The sequence below is a fragment of the uncultured Alistipes sp. genome (assembly GCF_910580175.1).
Taxonomy (GTDB): domain Bacteria; phylum Bacteroidota; class Bacteroidia; order Bacteroidales; family Rikenellaceae; genus Alistipes.
Window position 1 is genome coordinate 426753 of the sequence record NZ_CAJTXD010000001.1, and the last position, 25340, is coordinate 452092.

The following is a 25340-nucleotide window of genomic DNA, read 5'->3' on the forward strand; positions in this document are numbered from 1 at the left end:
ATCCATAAGAGAATGAAACAGAAAATAATCCTGCTTGTCAGCGCGTGCCTGCTGCTGGCGGGCACGGTGCGAGCGCAATGGATCGTCAGCGATCCGGGCAACCTCGCACAAAGCATCATAAACGCCTCGGAAAACATCATCCATACCTCGAAGACGGCGGCCAACATGGTGTCGAATTTTCAGGAGACGGTAAAAATCTACGAGCAGGGCAAGAAGTATTACGACGCCCTCAAATCGGTGAACAACCTCGTCAAAGATGCCGTCAAGGTCAGGAACACGATTCTGATGATCGGGGAAATATCGGACATCTACGTTACGAATTTCCAGCTTATGCTGCGCGACGGGAATTTCACGCCCGAAGAGTTGTCGGCCATCGCATTCGGCTATACGAAGCTCTTGGAGGAGAGCAACAACGTCCTCAAAGAGATGAAAGACGTGGTGAACATCACGACGCTTTCGATGAGCGACAAGGAGCGCATGGACGTGGTGGACAGGTGCTACAACAGCGTGCGGCGATACCGCAATCTTGTGATGTACTACACCAACAAGAACATCTCGGTCAGCTACCTGCGCTCGCGCAAGAAGAACGATATGGACAGGGTGCTGGCTCTCTACGGCAGCCGCAACGAACGCTACTGGTAACCCTTAATCCGCAACGATTATGATGTTAATGACCGTAGAGTTCGATAACCTGCACACCATCCTACGCTCGCTCTTTACCGAGATGATGCCGCTCTGCTCCAACATGGCGGGTGTAGCCAAAGGCATCGCGGGGTTGGGTGCGCTGTTCTACGTGGCCGTGCGCGTGTGGCAGTCGCTCGCCCGCGCCGAAGCCATCGACGTGTATCCGCTGCTGCGGCCTTTCGCCGTCGGTTTCTGCATCATGTTTTTTCCGACGTTCGTACTCGGCACGATCAACGGAGTGTTGAGCCCTGTCGTGCAGGGCACGAACCGGATGCTCGAAACGCAGACGATGGACATGAACCAGTATCGCGAGCAGAAAGACAAGCTCGAATACGAGGCGATGATGCGCAACCCCGAAACGGCCTACCTCGTCTCGAACGAGGAGTTCGACCGTCAGCTCGAAGAACTGGGCTGGTCGCCCGGCGACATGATCACGATGGCCGGAATGTATATCGAGCGCGGTGCTTACAACATGAAGAAAGGCATCCGCGACTTCTTCCGTGAGGTGCTGGAGCTTTTGTTCGCCGCTGCCGCGCTGCTGATCGACACGCTGCGGACGTTCTTTTTGATCGTCCTGTCGATTCTCGGCCCGATAGCGTTCGCCATCTCCGTGTGGGACGGCTTTCACTCCACCCTCACGCAATGGGTCTGCCGCTATGTACAAGTGTACCTGTGGCTGCCCGTCGCCGACCTGTTCAGTACCATTTTGGCGAAGATTCAGGTGTTGATGCTGCAAAACGACATCTCGGAGTTGCAGAACAACCCGAACTTCTCGCTCGAAGCCTCCAACGGCGTCTATATCGTCTTCCTGATTATCGGCATTATCGGGTATTTCACGATTCCGACCGTCGCGGGGTGGATTATCCAAGCCGGAGGCATAGGCGCATACGGACGCAACGTAAGCCAAGTCGCAGGCCGCGCCGGAGGGTTGGCCGGCAGCGTCGCCGGTGCGACGACCGGCAATATTACGGGCCGCCTGTTCAAACGATAAATAACCAGAAATCAAAGAATTATGGAATTCAAATCATTGAAGAATATCGAATCCTCGTTCCGGCAGATACGTTTGTTCGGAATGATATTCCTCGCTCTCTGTGCTCTCGTTGCGGTTTACTCCATGTGGAGTTCCTACCGCTTCGCGGAGCGGCAACGCGAAAAGATCTATGTCCTCGACGGCGGCAAGTCGCTGATGCTCGCGCTCTCGCAGGATTTGTCCCAAAACCGTCCCGCCGAAGCGCGCGAGCACGTGCGCCGCTTCCACGAGCTGTTCTTCACGCTCTCGCCCGAAAAGAGCGCCATCGAGCACAACATCAAACGCGCCCTGCTGCTGGCGGACAAAAGTGCCTACAACTACTACTCGGATTTCGCCGAAAAAGGCTACTACAACCGCATCATCGCGGGCAACATCAATCAGGTATTGCAGGTCGATTCGGTGGTCTGCGATTTCGACCGCTATCCCTACCGCGTGAACACTTACGCGCGACAGATGATTATCCGCGAAAGCAACGTAACGGAGCGCAGCCTCGTAACGTCGTGCCGCCTGCTGAACGCTTTGCGTTCAGACGACAACCCCAACGGATTTACCATCGAGGGCTTCACGATTCTGGAAAACCGCGACCTGCAAACATTCGAGAGATAAGCTTATGAAAAAGTTAATCGAACGTCTGAGCGAGTGGACGGACAGACAGGACGAGTGGTTGCAGGTATGGCTCGCGGCACTCCCCGAGCGCACGAAAATCATTGTCGTACTCGTCATTTTCAGCTTGTTCGCCATCGGCGCCCTCTTTACGTTCGGGGCGGCGCTCTACCAGATCGGACGGGAAAACGGACGACGGATAGAGATCGAACATATCAAACAATTCAACCTGCCGCAGAAGCAGGACAGTATCCACCTTTTCAACCACTACGATTATGGCACAGAACAAAAATCCCACGACTAACATGAAAGAGGCGAAGCCTGAACAGCCGCTCACGGAGGAACAGCGGCAACGCCGCCGCAAGATGCTCGTATACCCGCTTATGGGGCTGCTTTTCATTGGCTCCATGTGGCTGATCTTCGCACCCTCCGACAAGGACAAGGCCGAAGCGCAGCAGGGCATCGGTTTCAACACCGAAATGCCCTTGCCCGCCCAATCGGGCATCATCGCCGACAAGCGTACCGCTTACGAGCAGGCACGCTTGGAAGAGAAGCAGAAAGAGCGGCGGGCACAGATGAACGACCTCGCCGCCCTGTTTTCGGACAAGGACGACGAAGCCGAAACGAAGACGGAGGATTTCGACCTGCTGAATCCCACGCCGCAGCAACCCGCCCGCACCTACGGCGGCAGCTCCCCGCGACAGCCGATCCGCTCCTCGGCAGCGGCTTACGAGGACATTAATCGCACGCTGGGCAGTTTCTACGAAACGCCGAAAGACGATCCCGAAAAGGAGGAGCTGCGCAAGCGCATCGAAGAACTGGAAGCGATGGTTGCGCGGCAGGCGGAGCCGTCCGGTTCGACGCTCGACGACCAAGTGGCCTTGCTCGAGAAGTCCTACGAATTGGCGGCCAAATATATGCCCGCCGGACAGGGCGGCACGACGCAAAAGCCGTCGGCAGCCGATACGGAGGAGGACAAGAAGACGGAGCGCAACGGCAAGGCGGTGGCGCAACCCGTCGGGCAGGTGACCGAACGCATCGTCTCCGCACTCGCACAGCCCATGACCGACAGCGAGTTCATCACGGCGCAGACCGACGAACGGAATTTCGGATTCCAGACGGCGGTCGGAACCTCGGCGGCAGTCGGACGCAATACCATTCCGGCGTGCGTACACGGCAACCAGACCGTAACCGACGGGCAGGCCGTCCGCCTGCGGATCGCGGAGCCGATGCAGGTAGCCGGAGTGCGCATCCCCCGCAACACGGTCGTCGTGGGTGCGGCACAGGTGCAGGGCGAACGGCTCGGCATCGACATCACCTCGCTGGAATATCAAGGTACGATCATCCCCGTCGAGTTAGTCGTTTTCGACAGCGACGGGCAGGAGGGCATCTTCATTCCCAACTCGATGGAAGTAAGCGCGGCCAAAGAGGTGGCGGCCAACATGGGGTCGTCGCTCGGCAGCAGCATCAACATCTCCACCGACGCGGGAGCGCAGCTCGCCTCCGACCTCGGCAAAGGGTTGATTCAAGGCACAAGCCAATATATCGCCCAAAAGATGCGCACTGTCAAAGTGCATCTGAAAGCGGGATATAGGGTCATGCTTTATCAGCCGGAGGACTAACGAGAAAAGGATAATCAGCAAGTAACCATTTATTAAATCGGGGTTCTTAACCCCGCCACTAAATCCACAGTAAAATGAAAAAGTATTTTGTAATGATGTTCGCCCTCTCGCTGGGCGCAGGTGCGGCGAACGCACAGGAAGTAACCAACACCGAGACCGTCGAAGCGACGGAGCAGACGCAGACGGTATCGCTCTGCAAGGAGGTCTATCCCGACGCGGAGCGGGACGGCGTCCTCTATCACGGCCTCACGCGCAAGCTCTCGTTCGACCGCATGATTCCGCCGCACGGGTTGGAGGTCACCTACGACAAGACCGTGCACATCATCTTTCCGGCAGCAGTTCGCTACGTCGACCTCGGCTCCCCGAACCTGATCGCAGGCAAGGCCGACGGTGCGGAGAATGTCATCCGCGTGAAAGCCGCCGTACGCGATTTCCACGCCGAGACCAATATGTCGGTCATTACCGAGGATGGCTCGTTCTACACGTTCAATGTCCGTTATACGGCGGAACCGCTGCTCCTGAATGTCGAGATGTGCGACTTCATCCACGACGGCGCATCTGCAAATCGCCCCAATAACGCAATGGAGGTATACTTCTCGGAGCTGGGAAGCGAATCGCCGCTGCTGGTCAAGCTCATCATGAAGTCCATCTACAAAAACGACCGCCGCGAAATCAAGCATATCGGTTGCAAGCGGTTCGGGGTGCAGTACCTGCTCAAAGGCATCTACTCGCATAACGGCCTGCTCTATTTCCACATGCAGTTGAAGAACTCGTCCAACGTGCCGTTCGATGTGGACTACCTCACTTTCAAGATCGTCGATAAGAAGGTCGCCAAACGCACGGCCATTCAGGAGCAGGTCGTATGGCCGGTACGGGCTTACAACAACGTACAAGTAATCGACGGCAGACATAGCGAACACATGGTCTTCACACTCCCGAAATTCACGCTGGCCGACGACAAACACCTCGTCGTGGAGCTGCATGAACAGCAGGGAGGCCGTCATCAGACTTTCACGGTAGAGAATGCCGACTTGGTGCGCGCCCGTGTTATCGACGAATTAAAGGTCAAATAACATGAAGCGGGCGATATTCATTCTGTTGCTGGCTTTGTGCGTCGTATCTCGGCACGAAGCACACGCCCAGCGCGCTCTGCCGAAAATGCGCAGTATCGAGCTGCGGAGCGGCATGGTCGACGGGTTCTGCACCGCTGCGAGCAAGGATGCGGGGTACTATTTCGGTATTGCGATGAGCCGCTACGCGAAGCATGCCGACAAGTGGGTCTTCGGCGTCGAGTACCTGTCGCGCTACTATCCCTACAAGGCCGGACGCATTCCGATGGCGCAGTTCACGGCCGAGGGCGGCTACTACTACAAGTTTTTCGCCGACCCCTCGCACACGTTTCTCTTCTACGTCGGAGGTTCCGCCATGACGGGATACGAAACCGTAAACTGGGGCGACAAGCGGCTCTACGACGGTGCGACGATACGCAACCGCGACCGGTTTCTCTACGGCGGGGCCGTTACGCTGGAAGTGGAGGCCTATCTCACGGACAGAATCATCCTCTCGTTGTCGGGGCGTGAACGCTGTTTGTGGGGTACGACGACGGGGCATTTCCACACGCAGTACGGCATCGGAGTAAAGTTCATCATCAACTGACACGAACATTTTTATCAAACCGCTACGCAAGTAGCATAAAACCAACTTTTTATATGAAACACTTATTTTTGGCGGCTACGGTCGCCTTGGGACTTCTCGTCTCGTGCAATAAGGAAGAGAACGAAATTTACGCGACCTCGAAAGGTGCGGTAGCCACCGTGTCGTTCACCGACGGAGAGCCTGCGACCCGCAGCGCGACGGCCGAGGCCGAGACGTGGGAAAAGACGCTCAACACGGTTACGATGTTCGTCTTCGACCCGTCTGGCGACCTGATGGTCAAGCGTTCGTTCTCGGCAACCGAACTCTCGGCCAAGAAGGCGACTTTCGCCCTGCCGGATGCCGTGCCGGGCAACGTGTGCGAGTTCTATGCCGTGGCGAACCTCGATGTAGCGAACGTCGGCGACAAGACGACGCTCACGGCTCTGCTGGAACGCGATGCGGCCTCGTACAACGGTACATTCGCCGAAGTTTCGACGAAAGCCATACGCACCGGCGGCTTCGTCATGTCGGGCATGGCCACGGAAACGATCGCCGCCGGTTCGACGACCGACGTAGCTATCACGCTCAAGCGCACCGTGGCGAAAGTGGCCGTTCAGGTTACGCCCTCGCCCCGGTTCGGGTCGCTCTATCAGGGAGCCGTGCGGATCAACAGCATCACGCTCTCCAATGGCGCGACGCAGACACCGGTGTTCCAATCCGACTACAATCCGGGAGCCTTCAATTTCTCGGCGACGCAGGCCTCGGACGCCGCCTCGGGCAAGTACCGCAACCTCTTTTACCTGTTCGAATGTCCCGCCCGCAACGTCGGCAACCGCGTGAAAGCGATCATCCATGCAACCTACGATATGGACGGCGATTTTTCGACCGCAGCCGGTCAGTCGTCGATGACCTACGAGGTGGAACTCGACGGTACTTCGGGCGGTGAGATTCGTCGCAACGGCTACTACCGCGTGGACATCACGATCAACGGCCTTTCGGGCCACGACGCCTCGCTGACCATCACGCCTGCCGAGTGGGAGTTGCCCGTAACGCAGACCGTGGAGCTGGGAGCATAAACCGCAAGTCGAACCCGTTTCCGCTCCGGCCTACGTCGGGGCGGGAACTTTTAATCAGAGTATTCGTTATGAAAAAAATCTTATTGTTTATCATACCGCTGCTCGCGATGATGAGCAGCTGTATCAAAGACAAGATAGAGGCATGTCCATCCTGCAAGGATAAGGTACGCTTCTCGTTGCAGGTGCAGGAGGAGGGCGTGCAGTACGTTACCCGCGCGACGGACGAGCAAACCGTGCACGATGTCAATCTTTTCCTCTTCGACCCGTGCGGCGTGCTGCCCGACCGCCATTTCTACGTCGAGAGCGGCACGGTGGAGTGCTCCGTGCTGCCCGGCAGCTACGAAGCCTATGCCGTGGCGAACGTGCATCGAGATATGGGTACGATGACCCAAGAACAGCTGCGCGCCGTTCAGCTTCCGTCGGTAACCCGATATACCATGCTTCCGATGTCGGGACACACGACGCTCACGGTCGAAGACCGAATGCCGGCACCCGTCATTACCGTGCGACGTACCGTTGCGAAAATCATCTGCAACGTATCCATAGATCCGGCCGTCGCAAGCACGATGGAATTGCAGTCCGTGCAGATCGTAGATGCCTCTGCCACGACGAAGCTGTTCGAGGCGGAGCAGGTCGCCAAGAATTTCATCACAATGAACTCAGCGGCAATCGCATCGTCGGAATTACGCTCGGCAACACGAATGTTTTATCTACTGGAAAATTGTCAGGGCGACGTGCCGTCCATCACGACCCAGCAGCAGAAGTGTGCAGAGAACGCTCCGCAAGGTGCTACTTTCGTGCGGATCAAAGCACAACAAGAGGGCTTGCAACTGACATACGACGTCTATCTGGGCGAAAACAACACATCGAACTTCGATGTGCGGCGCAACTCGGTACAGACGCTCAACATCATCATCAAAGGCAAAAACGAAGTCGACACACGGGTGCATTCGTTCGGTGCGGAGATCTCGGACGAGCTTCCCGATCCGGCTTTCAATACGTCATTGAACGAGTATTGCTGGTACAAAAGCGGTATGAATAATCTGACCATCAAAGTTGACAAGCCCAACATTACGGGCGAATTGACGGGAGACATACTCTTCATGCAGGGACAGCAATATGCTTTCCATATCAATGAAAAAACACTCACCCCCGGACTATCGCTTCGGCTGGCCGATCCCTCCGGCAACTACGTTTTCAACGCATGTTACGACCCGCGCGTGTTTACGTCCGCCAACAATCGGCTGATCTACGACGTGTCGCTCTCCAACGGAAACGGCTACTCTTACACGAAACGGTTTACGCATGATTTTTACAACCATCTGACGGTTTATACCTATTGGAACGGACGCGAACACCAAGGCGGCTATCTTGACGATATTTCGGCTGTGCGCACTATTTCACATTCCAATGCTGGTGTTTCTTATGTCCGTATGCTCGCCCTCGACGACGGGCCGCAGATGCGCGCGGTACCCGACGACGGCTTCACGTTCCAAGGGTGGTATGCCGATAAGGAGCTGACGCAAAAGGTCTCGGATGCGAATCCGTATCGGCATCCGATGCACTTTCGGGTAGACACGCTCTACGCGAAATTCAAGTCGGAGCGAGTATACATTTACACGCGGATCAAGGAAGTGTCGTTCGCTTGTCCGAACGGATACCAGATAGACGAGACCAAGCAGGCATTTATCGTCCTACCCGGCAGTCGATGCACCATATCCGGCAAAGACGGGCGACTCGTTTCGGTATGGTGGGACAAACCGGAAACGTCCAGGATACGCCGTATCGTATCGACCGACAATCCGTACAGCTTTATTGCGGCAGCCAACCTGACCCTTATCCCGGGCTACGATGCCGTGTCGAAAGAAGAACTGACGAATAACCAAACTACAACTGCCACCGATTAAACCCTGCGAAGATGAAAAAGTTATTTATCCTGCTGCTGTGCGCCTTTGCGGCGCACACGGCATCGGCCCAATACACCGCCGTGCGTGTCAATGCGCTGGGCTGGGCAACGGGAACGCTCAATGCGGGCGTCGATATCGCCGTGGCGCAGAAGTGGTCGGTAGATGTTTCGGGCTACTGGAATCCTATTTCGACGGAGAGCCTGCGGGCCAACGTTCTCGCTGCGACGGTCGGCGTGCGCCGCTGGCGCTTCGAGCCGCATGTGGGGCTGTTCTGGGGTCTGCACTCGTCCATCGCCAAGTATAAAGTAGGCAATCGCCGCACCCGCTACAACGGCTGGACGACGGGCATAGGCTCCTCGGTCGGCTACGCGTGGATGCTGGCCAAGCGGTGGAACCTGACCCTCGAAGGCGGCGTCGGCATCTACTATATGGACGACCTGCGCTGGCATCCCGACCCGTCTCCCTACGAAGCGATCCGCTATGAACATTGCCGCCGCGTTGTCCTCGCGCCCTCGAAAATCGAGGTGGCATTTTCCTACCTGTTCTGAACATCAACTATAACAACACAATGACGATGAAACGAAAAATCAGATACGGCCTGCTGGCATTAGCCGTCGCAGCAGGGTGCATGGGGTGCGCCAAGCTGCACGAAGAGATCGAAGAGCGGTACATCGAACGTCCGCAATACGACATCGAGATACCCGCGCCACCGGCGTGGGATTCGATTCCCCAACCCGACACCCCGATAGGCAAATAGTGTAAAACCGATAAAAACGAAACAAGATGAAGAAGATAAAAGGATTTCTGATGCTCGCACTCGCGGCGGTCGGCACGCTGCTGACCGCCTGCGACAAAGAGCTGGACATAAAACAGGCGTATGCGTTCCGACTGGAGACGATGCCCGTGCAGACGCGCATCGTGCGCGGAGAGACAGCCGAGATACGCTGCACACTCGTCCGAGCGGGGAAATACGACGGTGCGCGGTACACCATCCGCTACTTCCAGCCCGACGGCAAGGGCGAACTCCGCATGGACGACGGGACGCTGTTTCTCCCCAACGACCGCTATCCCCTCACGAGGGAGGAATTTAGACTTTACTATACTTCCGCGTCGTCGGATCAACAGACCATCGACATCTACGTCGAGGATAACTTCGGGCAATGCGAACAACTATCGTTCAGGTTCAACAACGAGAACGAAGAGAAAGAGTAAATAATCGAACCCAACAAAAGCCCTCCGACACACGAACTTGTCGGAGGGCTTCGTCGTTTCGTCAGTTCTATGCGATCTCGAACAAGGATAGTTGTTTCGGCTCCAAATACTGCCTCTTGATTTCGGCGAGCTTGGCGATGAGTTTGCGGATTCTCTTGGCGTTGTAGTTGGAGCTGTCTGAGCTATGCTTCATCGCATAGGCGTATTGTCGCTCCAATTGTCCGATGCCGTTTCTGACCGCCTCCTTGTAATCGGCTATCGGCTCGTCCCACACCGACGGATGGCTACCGCCCCCTGCACTGCCCGTACTCCAATCGACCGTTACGGCATACGTTCCGTCGATGGACTGCCCGATATGAATCGTATTCCACATGTCCACCTCAATGCGCTCGACGATCGGGAGCATACCCCGAAGCCAACCGTACTCGTCGAACTGCTTGGCCGTGTAGCCGAACAGCAGGCCGCGTTCGTAGGTGCGCACGTTACGGATGATGTGGTGTACGCAGTCGCCGAAACTCTCGAAATAGGCGATTTCGTCGGCGTCGTCCTTGCGGACGGCGAAGAGGTAACGCAAAACTGTGTTACGCTTCGTGCGGCACGGATTATACTCCGATATGGCCGCTAACTTCTCCTGCTTGGTGTATTTCTGTATGGGGTTCATGGTTTCCGTATTTATGGGTTGATTATTTGAGATTAGGCCGAGACGAGGCGGTCGATGGGCATATTCCGCTCCAACCACTCCTTTACATGGGTCATGTTGTATTCGGAGGTTATGACCGCCGTCCGCTCGTCCGTCTGCGTGAAGCGCGAGCTTTCATAGTTGTCGATCCACTCTTTGAGCGAGGCGACACCCCACGCTTCGGGGTCGTCGAAAATGCTTTCCTCCAATGTGCGGATAGGCTCCGCGAAGAGGACGATCAATGTTTCGTAATTGGCTGCTGTCGTTTTCATAATTTCAACTCGTTAATGATTAGAATCTCGTGTAAAGTCCCGTTACGGAGGTGAAGATCTCTTCCAACATATCGCAATAGACGCCCTCGTAAACTGCGATGTCTTTCGTCTTGACCTCGAAATGCTTGCCGACCGTCATGCGGTAGAACCGCATCCGATAGGTGTCCGTCTCCTTGTCGAGCGTTATGGCCAGACGGTTGGCGGAGGTCTTGTTGCGGGAGAGGTTCATGCGAACCCCGTCCCCCAAGTCCATGAAATCGCGGCTTCCTGTCATGGCGACGAACCGCCTGCCGCCGATCTGCTGTAATATCGTTGCCGCTATCATCGCGCTACTTCCTTATTCGTTTTACGTCGCAGCCATTCGTCCCGTCTGCGGCGGCACTCCTCCAACGTCGGAGCGACGCAGGAGAACAATTCGCCGTCCGTGTGTCGGTAGTCGTATTGGCAAAACCGCATCTTCGTCCTGCGAGCGAAAGCCGGGGTGAAATACTCGTGTCGTTCCTCTCCCGTCGGGCACACCGACACGCCGTTTACCGTCATCTTCGTTGGTTCCATTGTTAGCGTTGTTTAAGGGGTTAAAATTCTGCTTTCAATAGTCTGTGCTTGAACTGCTGCGTCGGGTCGCTGACCTTGCGCTGGTGTACCCACAGATGGTGCGAGCCGAAGCCGTACATGAAATAGTCGTCGAGCGGGACTCGGGTTTTCAGATTCTCGATGCCCTGCCGCAGTTCGGTTTCGTTGCTGGCGAAAAGAATCGTATTTGTAAGACGGAAATAGATCTCCGTTACCTCGTCGCAATAAGGACAAAAGAAAGATTCAAGTGTTACGTTCATAGTTTATCTTATTAAAGTGTTAATATCCAAACAAAGGCTCCTATGAAGGTTGCAAGCGAGACACCGAACAGGACAATGCTCCACACGATTCGCAACACGCCGCTTAACAGGGCTTCGATCATCCCGACGATGAAATACACCACCCAAAGCACAAGGGCACACGGGACGGCTGCGAGAATGTGTAATGCTGTTTTGAAAATCTCGATCGCTTTCATGGCTGTTGTTTTTTGAGTTCGATGCGGATTCGAGAGTGGAGGGAGTGAGTTTCTTATCCTAATCTGCCTCTCGTTTATCCGACATTTTTTTTATGCGTCTTTCGGTCGTATCGGTCGTTTCGTTTCAGGGGCTTTTCGGTGTAGAGGTCAGGACGTACAAGGTTTCGACGAAAAATACCTCGCAACCGCAGGACGCAGGGAAGATTTTTCGCCGAACCGCAAGGCTTGACCTTGTACGTCCGTGAAGACCTCGTAAACACCTTCGCACCTGCAACATAACGACGCCACGGGACGATGGGAAGACAGCAAAATGGAGGTAACCGAATTATTAGGCAGATTCGAGGAAGTAAGAATAGTGCTTGTGCTATTCGCTTTATAATGGGGCGGAGCTCCCATCCGAAAAAGAAAAGCTCCCCGCTTCTTGTGAAGCAGAGAGCCGTAGGCTATCCCGGTATGAATGAGTAACGAAAAAAGAACAATATAATACTTTACATGAATTTCTGACAAATAGGATATATTTTCATTTCGTCAATCAGCTGCGATAATCTAAAGGTTAAGATTAGTTTTGATTTCAATAAGTAATTCCGGCAACCTTTTTTCTCTTTTTGCGATAGTATTTATTTCACATTGCCATACGACGAGTACGTTCCATCCAGCTTCTTCCAATTCTGAAATTTTTCGACAGTCTCTTTCTACATTCGCGTTCAATTTCGGAATCCAGTACGCCTCGTTGCTGTGGGGACGACGCCCGGCTCGACAAGAATGCCCATGCCAAAAGCAACCGTGGATGAAAATTACAGTTTTATATTTTTTCAAAACGATATCGGGAGATCCCGGAAGCGAGCGCACGTTCGTTCTGTATCGAAAACCTTGAGAAAACAAATATTTACGAACCAATAATTCAGGGTTTGTATTCTCGTGTTTGATTTTCGACATTATTTCCGACCGTTTTATTTTGCTGCATGAGTCCATAAATTCCTGAAAATAGTTATTCGATTCAGAATCTTTAATTACTTTTGTAGTACAAAGATATATAAAATTGAAACGAAGTACGAATAAATGTTGAAACGGGATCAAATAGGAGTAATCGATCTTTTTTGCGGTATCGGAGGGTTAAGCTATGGGTTGAAACAGGAAGGGTTCGATATTATAGCGGGATTCGATATTGACAAAACCTGTGAGTTCGCGTATACGCATAACAACGAAGCGAAATTTTTCGATACGGATATTACGCGAGTGCGGAAATCCAAAATCAATAAACTCTTCAAAGGGAAGAAAGTTCGGGTTTTAGCAGGGTGCGCTCCCTGCCAGCCATTTTCGTCGTATGCTTTCAAAAACAAAGAAAAAGACCCGAACAAATACGATCTTCTTTATCAATTCGGCCGATTGGTAAAAGAGACATTACCGGATATCGTTACAATGGAAAATGTTCCGCAAATCATGGATTTCAAATTGAAGCCCGTGCTATCCGACTTCATTTCTTTATTGAAACAGAAAGAATATGAAGTGAGCGTCAATAAAGTATATTGTCCGGATTACGGAATACCGCAAACCAGAAAGCGATTAGTGCTTATAGCGTCGAGGATCGGGAAAATAGAATTGATTCCGCCGACCCATACGAAAGATAATTACGTGACGCTAAGAGACGCTATAAGCGATTTGCCTGAAATAAAAGCAGGAGAAACCTGCGCAGAAGACCCGTTGCACCGAGCACAATCCCTCTCTCCTCTGAATCTACGTCGTATAAAGAGTACTCCCTACGGAGGAAGTTGGAAAGACTGGCCGGAAGAGTTGAAATTGAAGTGTCACCTGACTGAAAAAGGGAAATCGTTCGGCAGCGTATATGGAAGAATGATTTGGGATTCACCGGCTTCGACGATGACCACGCAATGCACAGGTTTAGGCAACGGTCGTTTCGGACATCCGGAACAAGACCGTGCAATAACTGCGAGAGAAGCTGCATTGATACAAACGTTCCCGAAAACTTACAAATTTTTCTCGAATGAACAAGCCGTATCGCTCACGAAAGCATCTCGCTATATCGGGAATGCTGTTCCTCCTAAATTAGGACGGATAATTGCGATGAGTATCGCGAAACATTTGAAACTCGAATAATGATGGAAGACGAGAAAATATTGAAATGGAGATTCGACGTAAGTACGTTTCGTCTGATCGGACGCGATCTGATTACAGATCGAATTACGGCTCTGTTCGAACTCGTGAAAAACTGTTACGACGCGAATGCCACGGAAGTAGAAGTCTTATTCGAAAATGTCGGATTCGATGCCAGCACGGCGGATAAATCCAAAGGTCGTATAACTATTAAAGACAATGGATTCGGAATGTCGTTCGAAGATATTCGCGATAAATGGATGGTAATCGGAACTTCGAATAAGCGGAAAAATCCGATATCTCCAGCCCCTTTTTCCCGACGATGCGTAGGAGAAAAAGGTATCGGTCGTTTCGCCGTAGATAAATTGGGCGACAAAGTGAATATCATAACGAAACGAGCGAATAGCAACGGATGGCTGAATGTTGAAATCGATTGGAATCTATATTATAATCAAGCTAATGACGACGGTGGAATCAAATTATTTACCGATATCGAAAATAGATATGCATATATACCTTCTTCGAGCGCAGAAGAATCCGGAACAAGCCTGATTATTGAAAACGTTCGAGAAATTTGGAGTGAAGACGATGTAAAAAGATTCATTCGAGAAGCGTCGAAAATCGTATCTCCGTATGCGAATTTGAATCCGCCTTTCCAAATACGAGTTTTCGCTCCTGAGTTCGCGATAAAGACCGAAGTCATCGAACCGATATCCGATATCGACGATGCGACGCTTTCGTTAGACATCGCATTCGATAAAGAACGCGGCATTCAGGAAACTCTTTATTTCGAGGAAGAAAGCGGAAATATTAGAAAGAAAAATATAGAGATTAAAGAATTCGGAGGAATCTCTATGCGATTATTTTACTTCGACGATAAAGCGCGACGAGCGTTTCGAAAAAAATATCCGAATAACGAAATCGACGGTGTTAAAATCTATCGAGACGGTGTGATTACGACTCCGTTCGCAGAACGAGAAGACGACGCAAACAAGAAACGCGATATTTTAGGAATCGACAAGCGATTATGGCAAGATATCTTCAATAAGATCAGCACACGAGAAATAATCGGAATAGTCGATATTTCGAAACAAGAGAATCCGGAGATCATCGATGCGACGAACCGTCAGGACTTCAACGACAACGATGAGTACCGTGCGTTGAAAGAGTTCATTATCCTCCAGATCAGTGCTATCGAAGACTATAAAATCTATTTGAGAAAAAACCGAAAAAAGGATATAGATTCCGAACTCAATAATGCGAAGCAAGATATAGACGATTTAGTTCAATCGGCGTCCGATATCGCAGAAGCTCATCCCCAATTGCAACCGCAATTGAACAAATTGATTTCGACCGCAAAGAAAACTGGGAAAAGCGTAAAAGCTGCCATCGCAGAACATAAAAAAGCGGAAGAAGAATTTATCCGCAAAGAAAATATGTACATGAGTATTATGTCTTTGCAAGAATATGCTATACATATCACTCATGCAGTCCGGACGTCGTTGAATAAGATCAAACGAAAAGCGGACTTCTTCAAAGAATTTTACCCCGATCCTGAAGAAGAGAAATTTTTTCTCTTATACGCGAAAGAAATTTCCGAAGAAATGGAAATATTGGATAAGGTTATCAATTATATGTTGAGTTACTCTCAATCCAATATTTCTTTTCAAGATATCGATTTACAAAAGCTTATCGTCGATATTATACAGAATTATCGAACTAAATTCGATTACGAAGGAATAAAAGCCGAATATGCCATAAGAGAGCAATTGATCGTATCTTCGAACAGACAATTTTTTTACGACATTCTACAAAACTTAATAGACAATTCTATTAAAGCGATGAAGAGTGTTGATGAAAAAATTCTGAAATGCACTGCCTTTACGGATAATAACGAGTTAATTATTAAAATATCCGATACTGGCATAGGTATTCCTGATGAAAAAAAAGAATGGGTCTTCGGTTTGTATAATACTACGACGGAAAAAGACGGGGGAGCAGGAATCGGTTTGTATGTGGTCAAGACGAGAGTCGAGTCGTTGAAAGGCAGCGTGAAGATAATCGATAGCGAGTTCGGCCACATAGGAACGACGATTCAAATAACCTTACCATTTAAAAAATAAACGAGTATGAATTTCGAAATCGTAATAATCGACGACAATATGAAGTCCTCCGATCCTTTCGTTAGAAGGCTCGAAAAAGTATTTCAAGACGCACGAGTAATACTGTTCCCCGACGTTCAAAAAAGTTTGGACTATATTTTCAATAACCTATCGAAAAAGCTCATTGTTTTTTTAGATTGTAAATTCGATACGGGATTGCAAGGAATAGACGGGTTGAAACGTATACGAGAAAAAACATCTCTGCTCTACATCGTAATGATGTCCGCTAATTCTCCGTTGCAACAACCTGTAGACGATGTCATAGAGATGATAAACAACAAGGGCATCTATTTTATCAATAATGCCGATATGCGTAAAGCCGAAGAAATCGTCGAACGTATAAAATACAATTGGAATACCGATTTCGATTGCGTTTTAGAGCAATGGATTTTGCAACACGAAGAAGAAGCCGACAAACTTTTCGTATGCAGAGGAAAAGAAAGTTATACGCTTAGAAAAATTCTCGATGAAGTCCGACGACAAACCGGGTTCGGAAAAGATATAGAGAGAATAATGTATAAATCTACGATCCAATCTTTATTAGACAGCAAACTCGATGATTGACGATATTATTATCTCGTATAATAACGATTATACCGAAGAAAACAAATGGTTTTTCGAGTCTTGCGCCGATGAAACGAAGCAATTAGCGACGAATTGCAATATCGCGTACAGAACGATAACTCCACCCAACCTTTCTGCTGAAGAAATCGAACGCCATATCGGTTCGTGCCATGGCGGATTCATATTCTCTGCATATATGCACGGGCATAAGAAAGGACTCGTAAACGAGCGAAACGAAGATATCGTTTCGAACGATATTAATTCGGATTTATTCGTCGGAAACGTCTTTTATACGTTTTCGTGCCAATGCGGAAATCAATTGCAAGAGGAATTGAGCAATCGAAACATCGCATTATTTTGGGGATATAAAAGCGACACTAATATTCTTCTTCGCGAAGAGTGCGTAGAATGCGCTGTCGAAGGTCTCAAACAATTTTTATCGGGAAAAACGGTCGAAGAATCAAAGTTGGCAATGGAAAAGAAATATAAAGAAAATCATTATAAAATCGGAGGTTTATACGGCGCACTATTGCTTGAAAACAAAGATAATATGGTTGTCGTCGGGAACCCGAATCTGACGATGTACGACATACCTAATATCTAATTCGCGCATATGATGTAATTTATGTTGTACCACAGAATGGCTTCCAATTTACAATTCCTGCTTTTATCTATCGGCTTCTTCCAACTGATTTCGGATACGGCTGCCCATTCGACGATTCATCGTCTAAAAATTGCGCTACTTTAAGAGTCGAACCATAACGGGACGCATAGATCTCTGAAAGGTCTTCCATATTCGTATTATGGTTTCTTCTCTATTTTTCCCTTTATAAAATCCTTGACCGAATAAAGTTGTCGAACTCTGATTTATAATATTTTGCTATTATTCATTCTGCTATTGCCACACTTTGAAATTTTCTTCTTATCTTTGCAAAGTAGTAAACGGGCAGACACTTGACTGACAATAGTCGGCCTATTGCCGACAAGAAACCGTTACAGAAGCGTTACTACGCGATTTTTGACATATTTATTACCTTGATAATAAGGATTTTCGGAGTATAGGTTCACGAATCGTATTCTCCACAAAACAAGCGAGAGCAAACATGTTGTTTGCTCTCGCTTGTCGTTTCTGGCGACGGCAAAGTTCCGCGCGCGATCGAACAACCGACGCCCCGACACACAACAACCGACACACAATAACCGGCACACAATAACCGGCACTCTGACATCCCGACAAACAACTCAATACCCGCGACACATCATCTATCCTGCCCTCGCCATTTATCTCACAACACACCAGCTAACCCGCGACACACTAACCTGTCCCACTGCATACCAGCTATACCCCACGGCTGTTATCTGTCCTATTGGCCGCCATCTTCTTGCAATATGCCATTTTTGTTATCTATGTCTATTGCTCGCCATTTGTCCTGCGACAACTCCTCACGCCGCTCTGCGAATCGGCAAAAAAACAGCCGGAAGAACGTTCGTTCTCCCGGCCGGCTCAAGCGGTCGCCCGCTTATTTAACTGCTTTAACTATTGCTTCGAATGCCTTCGGCTCGTTCATCGCCAGGTCGGCCAGAACCTTGCGGTTCAGGGCGATACCCTTGGTGTTGAGCTTGCCGATAAACTGCGAATAGGTCATTCCCTGCGCGCGGACTGCGGCGTTGATACGCGTGATCCACAGCGAACGGAACGTCCGCTTCTTGAGTTGGCGGTGTGCATAGGCAAACTGCAAACCCTTCTCGACCGTGTTTTTCGCTACGGTCCAAACGTTTCCCCTTGAACCAAAGTTACCTTTGGCAAGTTTCAGAACTTTCTTTCTGCGTGCGCGCGACGCAACTGCATTGACTGAACGTGGCATAGTCTGAAATGTTTTTTGAGAGCTGTCAGCGACGCGGTTCTCCCGCGTTCTTCGGGGCTGGTTCGCTCCAGGTTAATGAATGGTTTCCCCCGATCGTTTATTTTACGAGCAGGTTCTTGATTTTGGCCTCGTCGGCCGCAGAAACGGTACCCGAATAGCAAAGGTTGCGCTTCTGTTTCGTCGTCTTTTTGGTCAGGATGTGACTGTGATAAGCGTGCTGACGCTTGATCTTTCCTGTGCCGGTGAAGGTAAAGCGTTTCTTCGCCGCGGCATTGGTTTTCATTTTCGGCATTTTCGTAAACAGTTAATTAGTTAAACGTAGCCCGCAAAATTACGAATTTTTTCATATTCCGCAATCGAAAAAACCGTTTTTTCCGCATGCAGCACCAAATTATTTTCGTACCTTTACGTTGTCAAGTTACACTCACACCAAGTTCCATTCATTGCTTATGGCATTTTTCTCTTTCTTCGGCCGCCGCCCCAAGGCTCCCGTCTACCCCACCGACACGTTGATCGCGCACGACGGCACCGAGTTTACGATCACATTCTTCAAGCATGCGTCGCTCTCGATCAACGTCGGGGGCAAACATATCTATGTCGATCCCGTGGGCGGCGGCAACGTCTTCCCCGCCGCGCTGCCCAAGGCCGACCTCATCCTGCTGACCCATTCGCACGACGACCACTTCGACCTCTCCGCCGTCGAGAAGCTCTGCACTTCGAAGACCGACATCCTCAGCGACCGCACCACGGCCGAGGCGTTCGACATGGAGGGCCACGTCATGCGCCCCGGCAGCATCGCCACGCCGCGCGACTACGTGAAGATCGAAGCCGTCGCCGCCTACAACACGACCGAGGGGCGCCTCCAGTTCCACCCCAAGCAGCGCGAGGACTGCGGATACCTGCTTACCATCGGCGGCATGCGCATCTACATTGCCGGCGACACGGAGCCGACCCCCGAAATGAAAGCGCTGCGCGATGTCGACATCGCCTTTCTGCCCGTCAACCAGCCCTACACCATGACCGTCGACCAGGCCGTGGAGGTCATCCGCCACATGAAGCCCGTCTTGTTCTATCCCTATCACTACGGGCAGGTCGAGGAGAAAACCGACCTCGACCGCCTGGCCCGCGAAGTCGAGGCGCTGGGCACCACCGAAATCCGGATACGCCCGATGGAATAATGCTCCACACGAAGCGACGGGCAGAGCTGTACGCCCCTTGTCCGGACATCCTCGGAGAGCTTGCGCACCCGATAAGCCGGGCTTCCGCTTCTCCCGACAAAAAGGCGCGCCGGAAAACATCCGGCGCGCCTGGCGTTTCATATCGATCGGCAGTTTACTTTTTCTCTCCTGCCGCATTTTTAGGCTGGGCGTTTACCTTGAGCGACGCCAACCCCTTAACGATATTTTCGTCATTGTTCTTGGCGGCATCGTAGGTTACCGTCACTTCTTTCGTAGCAATATCGATCGCCACATCCTTGATGCCCTTACCCAAAGAAGGCACGTTGTTCATGATCTTATTGGCACAATGGTCGCAGTGGATGTCGGTCTGGAATACCGTCGTTACCGTCTTCTTCTCGGCAGCAGGCTTCGCCGCCATCGTCATGCCTGCCCCCATCACGAGCGCCAAGACAAACATTACAAGTTTTTTCATAGTTATTTAAATTTATTATCAGTTAATCGTTTCTCCGGATTCTCCGTCGCTCCGCGTCTCAAAATTGATCGGATAGAGTTCGGAACCACAGATTCTTCACTTCGTTCGGAATGACAAAAGACAGGGCCTGGAACGACATTCCACTATCCACCTTTCATCATTTACCTTTTACCTTAATATAGGTTCCACCGCATGCCGATGTAGAACTTGCGGCCCATCAGCGGCCCCCATACGTTCATCGAGTTGAACTCGTAGGAATAAGGATTCGACGCATGCAGGATCGGGTCTTTCTGGCGATAGTCGGCGATGTTCTCGCAGCCCACATAGATATCGAACTTGCCCACCTTGCGGCTTACCTGCGCAAAGAACATCGGATAGCTCGGCGAATAGCTGTCGTCGGCCAGGATGCCGTTCTGCGTCGGGATGCGCGACGGGCCGTTGAGTTGGGCCGTGGCATCGAATACCCAGCGCCGGAACTTCGTGGCATATTGAATGTTGAGCAGCGTCTTATAGCGGCTGACCAAGGGGCGTTCCACACGCGCCGTTCCACCGTCCGGACGATCGATCGTCATCTCGCTGTCCGTGTAGCGGAACGTGGCGAAGATGTCCAGCCGCTCGACCGGAGTCCACGAAAAGTCGACCTGGTAGGTGTCCGTATAGGAGCGCCCGTGGGTATCGTAGATGCGGATCGTCTGCGGATCGTATTCCTGGTCGGCCACTACCGAGTTGTAGAACTGCGTGCGGAAGTAGTCGAAGCTCAGCGTCATGTTGTCCTGCCCCAGCACCGAGAAAGTCTGCGTCAGGCTTCCGCCCAGCGTCAGCGCCTCCTCCATGCGGTCGAACGCGCGGCCCGAGCAGACCTTCTCCCGATAGTCGGGCATCACAATGCGGCGGCCTGTCGCCAGCATGCCGATATTATCCGTGATGACGTTCGTCGAACGGTAGCCCAGACCCGCCGAAGCGCGCAGCGTCGTCGTAGGAGTAATGTTCCACTTCACATGGCCCCGCGGCGTGAAATAGAACTTGTCATAGTAGCCGTTGTAGTCGCCGCGCACACCCGCCACCACCGAAAACTTATCCTTGATGGCGTAGGTGTATTCAGCATAGGCCCCTACCTCGTTCTCATCCCGGTCGAGGTCATAGAACGCGTCCGGAGTCTCCGCGATCCACGGCGTGCGGTTGTCCAGCGTCTCGCGGATGTACGACAGACGGCCTTGCACCCCTACGTTGAGCGACGAACGATAAGTAAAATAATGCGCATACATCAGGTTGGCCGACAGCGTGTTCTCGTTGCCGTCGTAGTCGTTCAGCCCGAAGTAGGCATCTTCGTTGAAATGGTCGAAGTCGATTACCAGTGCCAGGTTCGAGCGCATCTCGTCCTGCTCCTCGTCGTCGTAGACCGACGGGCCGACGGGCGTGCCGACCTTAAAATAGCCGTTGACGCCCCGGTTGCGGATGTGCGAACCGTAGAGCGGCATGGCCGTGCCGGTCTGCTGCCAATTCCAGCGCTCGGACATCGCATCGCGCATCGCGGGAGTGTTCTTGTAGTCCAACATGCCGCCCAGGCGATTCTCCTGCACGAACTTCCAGCCCCAGCGGATCTGCATGCCGTTGTCGGCCGCATAGAGCCACTTGTTGGCCACATTGATCTGGTCGGCCTTGGGCAGGTCGCGGAAGCCGTCGCGGTTGTGATCCATCTTGCGCACGTCGGTGTCCATCGAGCCATGCAGCAGGATGACCGACGACAGTTTCTTGTCGCGCGACACGGGGAAAGCGGTCGTGATGTTCGCTTCGGGACGCAGCTCGTCGTCAAGATAGAGGTTCACGAAAAGCCGCTCGTTGTCCGTCGGCTTGCGGTGTTCGAGGTTGATCTGCCCCGTGATCGCTTCGTGGCCCGCCGTTACCGACGCCACACCCTTGGACACCTGGATCGAGTTGAGCCACATGCCCGGCGTGTAGCTCAAGCCGTAGGGGGCCGACAGCCCGCGCATGATGGGGCGGTTCTCGTCGAGAATCTGGGTGTAGGTGCCGGCCAGCCCCAACATCTTGATCTGCCGGGCGCCCGAAATGGCATCGCTGTACCCTACGGTTACCGACGCCGAATTCTCGAACGACTCGGCCAGGTTGCAGCACGCCATCTTGCACAGACCGGCGAACGAGATCATCTCGCCCTTCATGATGCCGTCGCGCTTCACATAGTTGCCGCTCAGATTGCCTTCGATCACTACGTCGTCGAGCGCCACGCCCTCGCTTTGCAGTGCGAAATCCGCCCGGTTGACGCCCGCAGCGAGCCGGAGCGTGTCGTTGACATAGCCCAGATAGGAAGCCACCAGAAGATCGTGGTTCTTGACACGGTGCAGCTGAAACGCACCCGCTGCATCGGTGCTCGCACCGATGTTCGTGCCGGCCCAATAGACCGACGCCCCGATGAGCGGCTGCCCCTCGGCATCGCGCACCGTGCCCCGCATATCCTGCGCCGAAACTGCGACGCATGCCGCGAGGGTCGAAAAAGTAAGAATAATGGTTTTGATTTTCATCGTATTCCGTCGATTGGTTAAAACTGCATGAGCGGACGGACACCCTGCGTCTGCAAGGTTCCGCCCGTCTGGGTTCTAAACCGATGCGGGAGGAGCACGAAGACCGGCGAACTCCAGCAGCGGAGCCGCCGGAACAGGCGCAGGCCGTTCGACGGAACGGCGGCGCAACGCCGGCACATGGGCCGGACACGGACACTCGGCCGCCAGCGACGGCGGCAGCAGCGTCACGACACAACGCACCGCCTTTTCATAGTCGGAATGCGCACCCGTATAAAGATCGATTTCGGTGGAGTGGCGATCGCCGCAGCAAGGAGCCTCCAACGTCTGTGCCGCTCCGTCGTCGAACACGCAGCCGCCGCATGCGCCATGATCGGCGCACCCGTGGCACCCGTGCACCTGAGCGCACGCATGCTTTTCTGCGATGCACCGGCACGAGAGCGACACATAGGCTCCGCCGCCCACCGCCAACAGATAGACAGCAAGCAGCAACAGCGATATGTATCTTCTCCGGGCCATACTTTCCGAACGATCCGTATCCAAAACGAACGGATCGACTGCAAAATTACAAAAATTACCCCATTCCGGCAATTTTTCGGTTCGGTTTCTCGCTTGCATCCTCCGGGAAACCCCCGGAAACAACACGGTATTTCATTTTTTTGGCTGCGCCCAAGATACTCACGCTCGGCAAAATACAAGCGAGCTTGCTTTTACCCTCGCTTATTCGTATTTTTGTCCTATGCAATCGGGCGACGAGAAAATATACGAGGTATTGCACCGTCATTGGGGTTTCAACGACTTCCGCCCCATGCAGGCCGAGATCATTCGCTCGGTCATGGCCGGGCACGACACGCTGGCCCTGATGCCTACGGGCGGCGGCAAGTCGCTGACCTACCAGGTGCCCGCCCTCTCCCGCGAGGGCGTCTGCATCGTCGTCACGCCCCTGATCGCCCTGATGAAGGATCAGGTCGACCGGCTCCGGGCGCGCCGCATCCCCGCCACGGCCATCCACTCCGGAATGTCGCCCCGGCAGATCGACATCGCGCTGGACAACTGCGTCTACGGCGACATGAAGTTCCTCTACGTGGCACCCGAGCGGCTGGGCACCGAGGCCTTCCGACTGCGGGTCGTGCGCATGAACGTGCAGCTTCTGGCCGTCGACGAAGCCCACTGCATCTCACAGTGGGGCTACGACTTCCGCCCCTCCTACCTGCGGATCGCCGAATTGCGCGAGAGACTCCCAGGCGTGCCCGTCCTGGCCCTTACCGCCTCGGCCACGCAGCTCGTGGCCGACGACATCATGCGCCACCTGCATTTCGCCGAGCCGCACGTGCTGCGCAGCAGCTTCGCCCGGCCCAACCTCTCTTACAGCGTCCGCCGTACCGACGACAAGAACGGACAGCTGCTGCGCCTGGTGCGCAACGTCGCCGGCTCGGGCATCGTCTACATGCGTACGCGCGAGGGCACCGAACAGATCGCCTCGCTGCTGCGCGACGAGGGGATCGCAGCAACGGCCTACCACGGCGGACTGCCCCACGCCGAACGCACCCTGCGGCAGGAGGAGTGGATCGCCGGCAAGGTGCGGATAATGGTCGCGACCAACGCGTTCGGCATGGGCATCGACAAGCCCGACGTGCGCTTCGTCGTCCACTATGCCATGTGCGATTCGCTCGAAAACTACTACCAAGAGGCCGGACGTGCGGGCCGCGACGGCAAACGGGCCTATGCGCTGCTGCTGGTCGCTTCGGACGACAGCGACCGCATCGCCCGGCGCTTCGACCAGGAGTTCCCGCCCTTGGACAAGATAAAGGATATCTATGAGCAGGTCTGCTCCTACCTCCAGATCGGCATCGGCGACGGAGCCGGCGCCTCGTTTCTGTTCAACCTCCACGACTTCTGCGCCCGCCGGCACCTCTATTCCGGCACGGTGGCCAGCGCGCTGAAGCTCTTGCAGCAGAACGGCTACCTCACGCTGACCGACGCCCAGGAGAACCCCGCGCGCATCATGTTCTGCATAAGCCGCGACGACCTCTACAAGCTGCGCGTGCAACGCGACGAACTCGACCACTTCATCCGCACCCTGCTGCGGCTCTACAACGGCGTTTTTACCGAATTCCGCCCCATCGACGAGGGCGAAATAGCGACCTGGAGCGGCTACACCGTGCCCAAGGTCAAGGAACTGCTCAAACGGCTATGGCAGCTGCGCGTCATCCGCTACGTCCCCTCCAACCGCTCGCCGATCCTCTTTTTCAACGAACAGCGGCTGCCCCGCGCCGACCTCTACATCGCCCCCGAGACCTACCGGCGGCGGCAGGAGTTGATGCACGAGCGGTTCGAACGCATGATCGCCTATGCCGCCAACGAGCACGAGTGCCGCAGTGCGATGCTCCAAGCCTACTTCGGCGAGAGCGACCCCGCGCCATGCGGCGTCTGCGACCTCTGCCTGGCCCGGCGTCGGGCCGAGAAACAGCAGAAGAGCCGCCCCGCACCCGACGAAAACCCGGCAGACGCCGGATTGGAAGAGCGGCTGCTGCAAATGCTGGCCGCCACTCCGCTCGACCCCCGCACGCTGGCCGCCGAGCTGCCCGGTTCCCCGGAGCAGATCGCCCGGACGTTGCGCCGGCTGTTGGACGAGGGCAAAATCATCACGGGCGAAGATGGGAATTTGCGAATAATTCCTTAAAT

At 53.1% G+C, this 25340-nt stretch carries 30 protein-coding genes; 18 read left to right on the plus strand and 12 right to left on the minus strand.

The window, feature by feature from the left end; translation table 11 throughout:
* The first annotated feature begins 12 nt into the window (after positions 1-12).
* The 12 genes from QZ298_RS01790 to QZ298_RS01845 all read left to right on the plus strand — a co-directional run bounded on the left by QZ298_RS01790 (position 13) and on the right by QZ298_RS01845 (position 9769).
* Positions 13-642 (plus strand): DUF4141 domain-containing protein, encoded by a 630-nt coding sequence (locus QZ298_RS01790; RefSeq protein ID WP_296005013.1) that lies wholly within the window; start codon positions 13-15, stop codon positions 640-642.
* Between the two features lie 19 nt (positions 643-661).
* Positions 662-1675, plus strand: a complete 1014-nt coding sequence (traJ, locus tag QZ298_RS01795; protein ID WP_296005014.1) for a conjugative transposon protein TraJ — start codon at positions 662-664, stop codon at positions 1673-1675.
* Between the two features lie 21 nt (positions 1676-1696).
* A complete protein-coding gene (traK, locus tag QZ298_RS01800) occupies positions 1697-2320 on the plus strand; it encodes a conjugative transposon protein TraK (protein ID WP_296005015.1) in 624 nt (207 codons plus the stop codon).
* A gap of 4 nt (positions 2321-2324) precedes the next feature.
* The gene (locus QZ298_RS01805; RefSeq protein ID WP_289731515.1) at positions 2325-2621 is read left to right on the plus strand and encodes a TraL conjugative transposon family protein; all 297 of its coding nucleotides are present in this window, start codon (positions 2325-2327) and stop codon (positions 2619-2621) included.
* Entirely contained in the window at positions 2593-3939 is a 1347-nt protein-coding gene (traM, locus tag QZ298_RS01810) for a conjugative transposon protein TraM (protein WP_296005016.1), read from the plus strand. The genes QZ298_RS01805 and traM overlap by 29 nt, the downstream gene beginning before the upstream one ends.
* 74 nt (positions 3940-4013) lie before the next feature.
* Positions 4014-5012, plus strand: a complete 999-nt coding sequence (gene traN, locus QZ298_RS01815; protein ID WP_296005017.1) for a conjugative transposon protein TraN — start codon at positions 4014-4016, stop codon at positions 5010-5012.
* Position 5013: 1 nt separating this feature from the next.
* The gene (locus QZ298_RS01820) at positions 5014-5595 is read left to right on the plus strand and encodes a conjugal transfer protein TraO (RefSeq protein ID WP_296005018.1); all 582 of its coding nucleotides are present in this window, start codon (positions 5014-5016) and stop codon (positions 5593-5595) included.
* A gap of 53 nt (positions 5596-5648) precedes the next feature.
* Entirely contained in the window at positions 5649-6650 is a 1002-nt protein-coding gene (locus QZ298_RS01825) for a FimB/Mfa2 family fimbrial subunit (RefSeq protein WP_296005019.1), read from the plus strand.
* A gap of 68 nt (positions 6651-6718) precedes the next feature.
* Complete coding sequence (locus QZ298_RS01830) at positions 6719-8557, plus strand: DUF4906 domain-containing protein (RefSeq protein WP_296005020.1); 1839 nt, start codon at positions 6719-6721, stop codon at positions 8555-8557.
* Positions 8558-8568: 11 nt separating this feature from the next.
* Entirely contained in the window at positions 8569-9105 is a 537-nt protein-coding gene (locus QZ298_RS01835; protein ID WP_296005021.1) for a DUF3575 domain-containing protein, read from the plus strand.
* A gap of 26 nt (positions 9106-9131) precedes the next feature.
* A complete protein-coding gene (locus QZ298_RS01840) occupies positions 9132-9314 on the plus strand; it encodes a hypothetical protein (protein WP_296005022.1) in 183 nt (60 codons plus the stop codon).
* A gap of 26 nt (positions 9315-9340) precedes the next feature.
* Positions 9341-9769: a DUF3872 domain-containing protein gene (locus tag QZ298_RS01845; protein WP_296005023.1), complete on the plus strand. Its 429-nt coding sequence runs from the start codon at positions 9341-9343 to the stop codon at positions 9767-9769.
* A 67-nt stretch (positions 9770-9836) separates the two neighbouring features.
* On the opposite strand, the gene QZ298_RS01850 is transcribed toward QZ298_RS01845, so the two are convergent.
* The 7 genes from QZ298_RS01850 to QZ298_RS01880 form a co-directional block, all read right to left on the minus strand.
* Complete coding sequence (locus tag QZ298_RS01850; protein WP_296005024.1) at positions 9837-10430, minus strand: hypothetical protein; 594 nt, start codon at positions 10428-10430, stop codon at positions 9837-9839.
* 32 nt (positions 10431-10462) lie between these two features.
* Positions 10463-10720, minus strand: coding sequence for a hypothetical protein (locus QZ298_RS01855; RefSeq protein ID WP_288817378.1), 258 nt, complete (start codon positions 10718-10720; stop codon positions 10463-10465).
* Between the two features lie 19 nt (positions 10721-10739).
* Complete coding sequence (locus QZ298_RS01860; protein ID WP_288817380.1) at positions 10740-11045, minus strand: hypothetical protein; 306 nt, start codon at positions 11043-11045, stop codon at positions 10740-10742.
* Positions 11042-11275 (minus strand): DUF3873 family protein, encoded by a 234-nt coding sequence (locus QZ298_RS01865; RefSeq protein ID WP_288817382.1) that lies wholly within the window; start codon positions 11273-11275, stop codon positions 11042-11044. The genes QZ298_RS01860 and QZ298_RS01865 overlap by 4 nt, the downstream gene beginning before the upstream one ends.
* A gap of 20 nt (positions 11276-11295) precedes the next feature.
* On the minus strand, positions 11296-11553 hold the full coding sequence (locus tag QZ298_RS01870) for a hypothetical protein (RefSeq protein WP_296005025.1): 258 nt from the start codon (positions 11551-11553) through the stop codon (positions 11296-11298).
* A gap of 11 nt (positions 11554-11564) precedes the next feature.
* A complete protein-coding gene (locus tag QZ298_RS01875) occupies positions 11565-11768 on the minus strand; it encodes a hypothetical protein (RefSeq protein ID WP_296005026.1) in 204 nt (67 codons plus the stop codon).
* A gap of 546 nt (positions 11769-12314) precedes the next feature.
* Positions 12315-12740 carry a very short patch repair endonuclease gene (locus QZ298_RS01880; protein ID WP_296005027.1) on the minus strand — a complete coding sequence of 142 codons (426 nt, stop codon included), beginning with the start codon at positions 12738-12740 and terminating at the stop codon, positions 12315-12317.
* An 87-nt stretch (positions 12741-12827) separates the two neighbouring features.
* Here QZ298_RS01880 and QZ298_RS01885 point away from each other — a divergent pair, with 87 nt between their 5' ends.
* From QZ298_RS01885 to QZ298_RS01900, 4 genes are read left to right on the plus strand one after another with little or no spacing between them, the layout of a single operon-like run.
* Entirely contained in the window at positions 12828-13883 is a 1056-nt protein-coding gene (locus tag QZ298_RS01885; protein WP_296005028.1) for a DNA cytosine methyltransferase, read from the plus strand.
* A 2-nt stretch (positions 13884-13885) separates the two neighbouring features.
* Positions 13886-16003, plus strand: coding sequence for a sensor histidine kinase (locus QZ298_RS01890; RefSeq protein ID WP_296005029.1), 2118 nt, complete (start codon positions 13886-13888; stop codon positions 16001-16003).
* A gap of 6 nt (positions 16004-16009) precedes the next feature.
* Complete coding sequence (locus QZ298_RS01895; protein WP_296005030.1) at positions 16010-16606, plus strand: hypothetical protein; 597 nt, start codon at positions 16010-16012, stop codon at positions 16604-16606.
* Complete coding sequence (locus QZ298_RS01900) at positions 16599-17210, plus strand: hypothetical protein (protein WP_296005031.1); 612 nt, start codon at positions 16599-16601, stop codon at positions 17208-17210. Before QZ298_RS01895 ends, QZ298_RS01900 begins: the two co-directional genes overlap by 8 nt.
* Before the next feature lie 916 nt (positions 17211-18126).
* Here QZ298_RS01900 and rplT read toward each other — a convergent pair.
* Together rplT and rpmI are read right to left on the minus strand one after the other, a co-directional pair.
* Positions 18127-18471 carry a 50S ribosomal protein L20 gene (rplT, locus tag QZ298_RS01905; RefSeq protein WP_296005032.1) on the minus strand — a complete coding sequence of 115 codons (345 nt, stop codon included), beginning with the start codon at positions 18469-18471 and terminating at the stop codon, positions 18127-18129.
* 97 nt (positions 18472-18568) lie between these two features.
* Complete coding sequence (gene rpmI / locus QZ298_RS01910; protein WP_296005033.1) at positions 18569-18763, minus strand: 50S ribosomal protein L35; 195 nt, start codon at positions 18761-18763, stop codon at positions 18569-18571.
* A gap of 157 nt (positions 18764-18920) precedes the next feature.
* On the opposite strand from rpmI, the gene QZ298_RS01915 reads away from it, so the two are divergent.
* A complete protein-coding gene (locus tag QZ298_RS01915) occupies positions 18921-19649 on the plus strand; it encodes an MBL fold metallo-hydrolase (RefSeq protein ID WP_296005034.1) in 729 nt (242 codons plus the stop codon).
* A gap of 154 nt (positions 19650-19803) precedes the next feature.
* On the opposite strand, the gene QZ298_RS01920 is transcribed toward QZ298_RS01915, so the two are convergent.
* The 3 genes from QZ298_RS01920 to QZ298_RS01930 all read right to left on the minus strand — a co-directional run bounded on the left by QZ298_RS01920 (position 19804) and on the right by QZ298_RS01930 (position 23174).
* A complete protein-coding gene (locus tag QZ298_RS01920) occupies positions 19804-20121 on the minus strand; it encodes a heavy-metal-associated domain-containing protein (protein ID WP_296005035.1) in 318 nt (105 codons plus the stop codon).
* Positions 20122-20294: 173 nt separating this feature from the next.
* Positions 20295-22658 carry a TonB-dependent receptor gene (locus QZ298_RS01925; protein WP_296005036.1) on the minus strand — a complete coding sequence of 788 codons (2364 nt, stop codon included), beginning with the start codon at positions 22656-22658 and terminating at the stop codon, positions 20295-20297.
* Between the two features lie 75 nt (positions 22659-22733).
* Positions 22734-23174: a hypothetical protein gene (locus tag QZ298_RS01930; RefSeq protein ID WP_296005037.1), complete on the minus strand. Its 441-nt coding sequence runs from the start codon at positions 23172-23174 to the stop codon at positions 22734-22736.
* Positions 23175-23394: 220 nt separating this feature from the next.
* Here QZ298_RS01930 and QZ298_RS01935 point away from each other — a divergent pair, with 220 nt between their 5' ends.
* Entirely contained in the window at positions 23395-25338 is a 1944-nt protein-coding gene (locus QZ298_RS01935; protein WP_296005038.1) for an ATP-dependent DNA helicase RecQ, read from the plus strand.
* Positions 25339-25340: the final 2 nt, after the last annotated feature.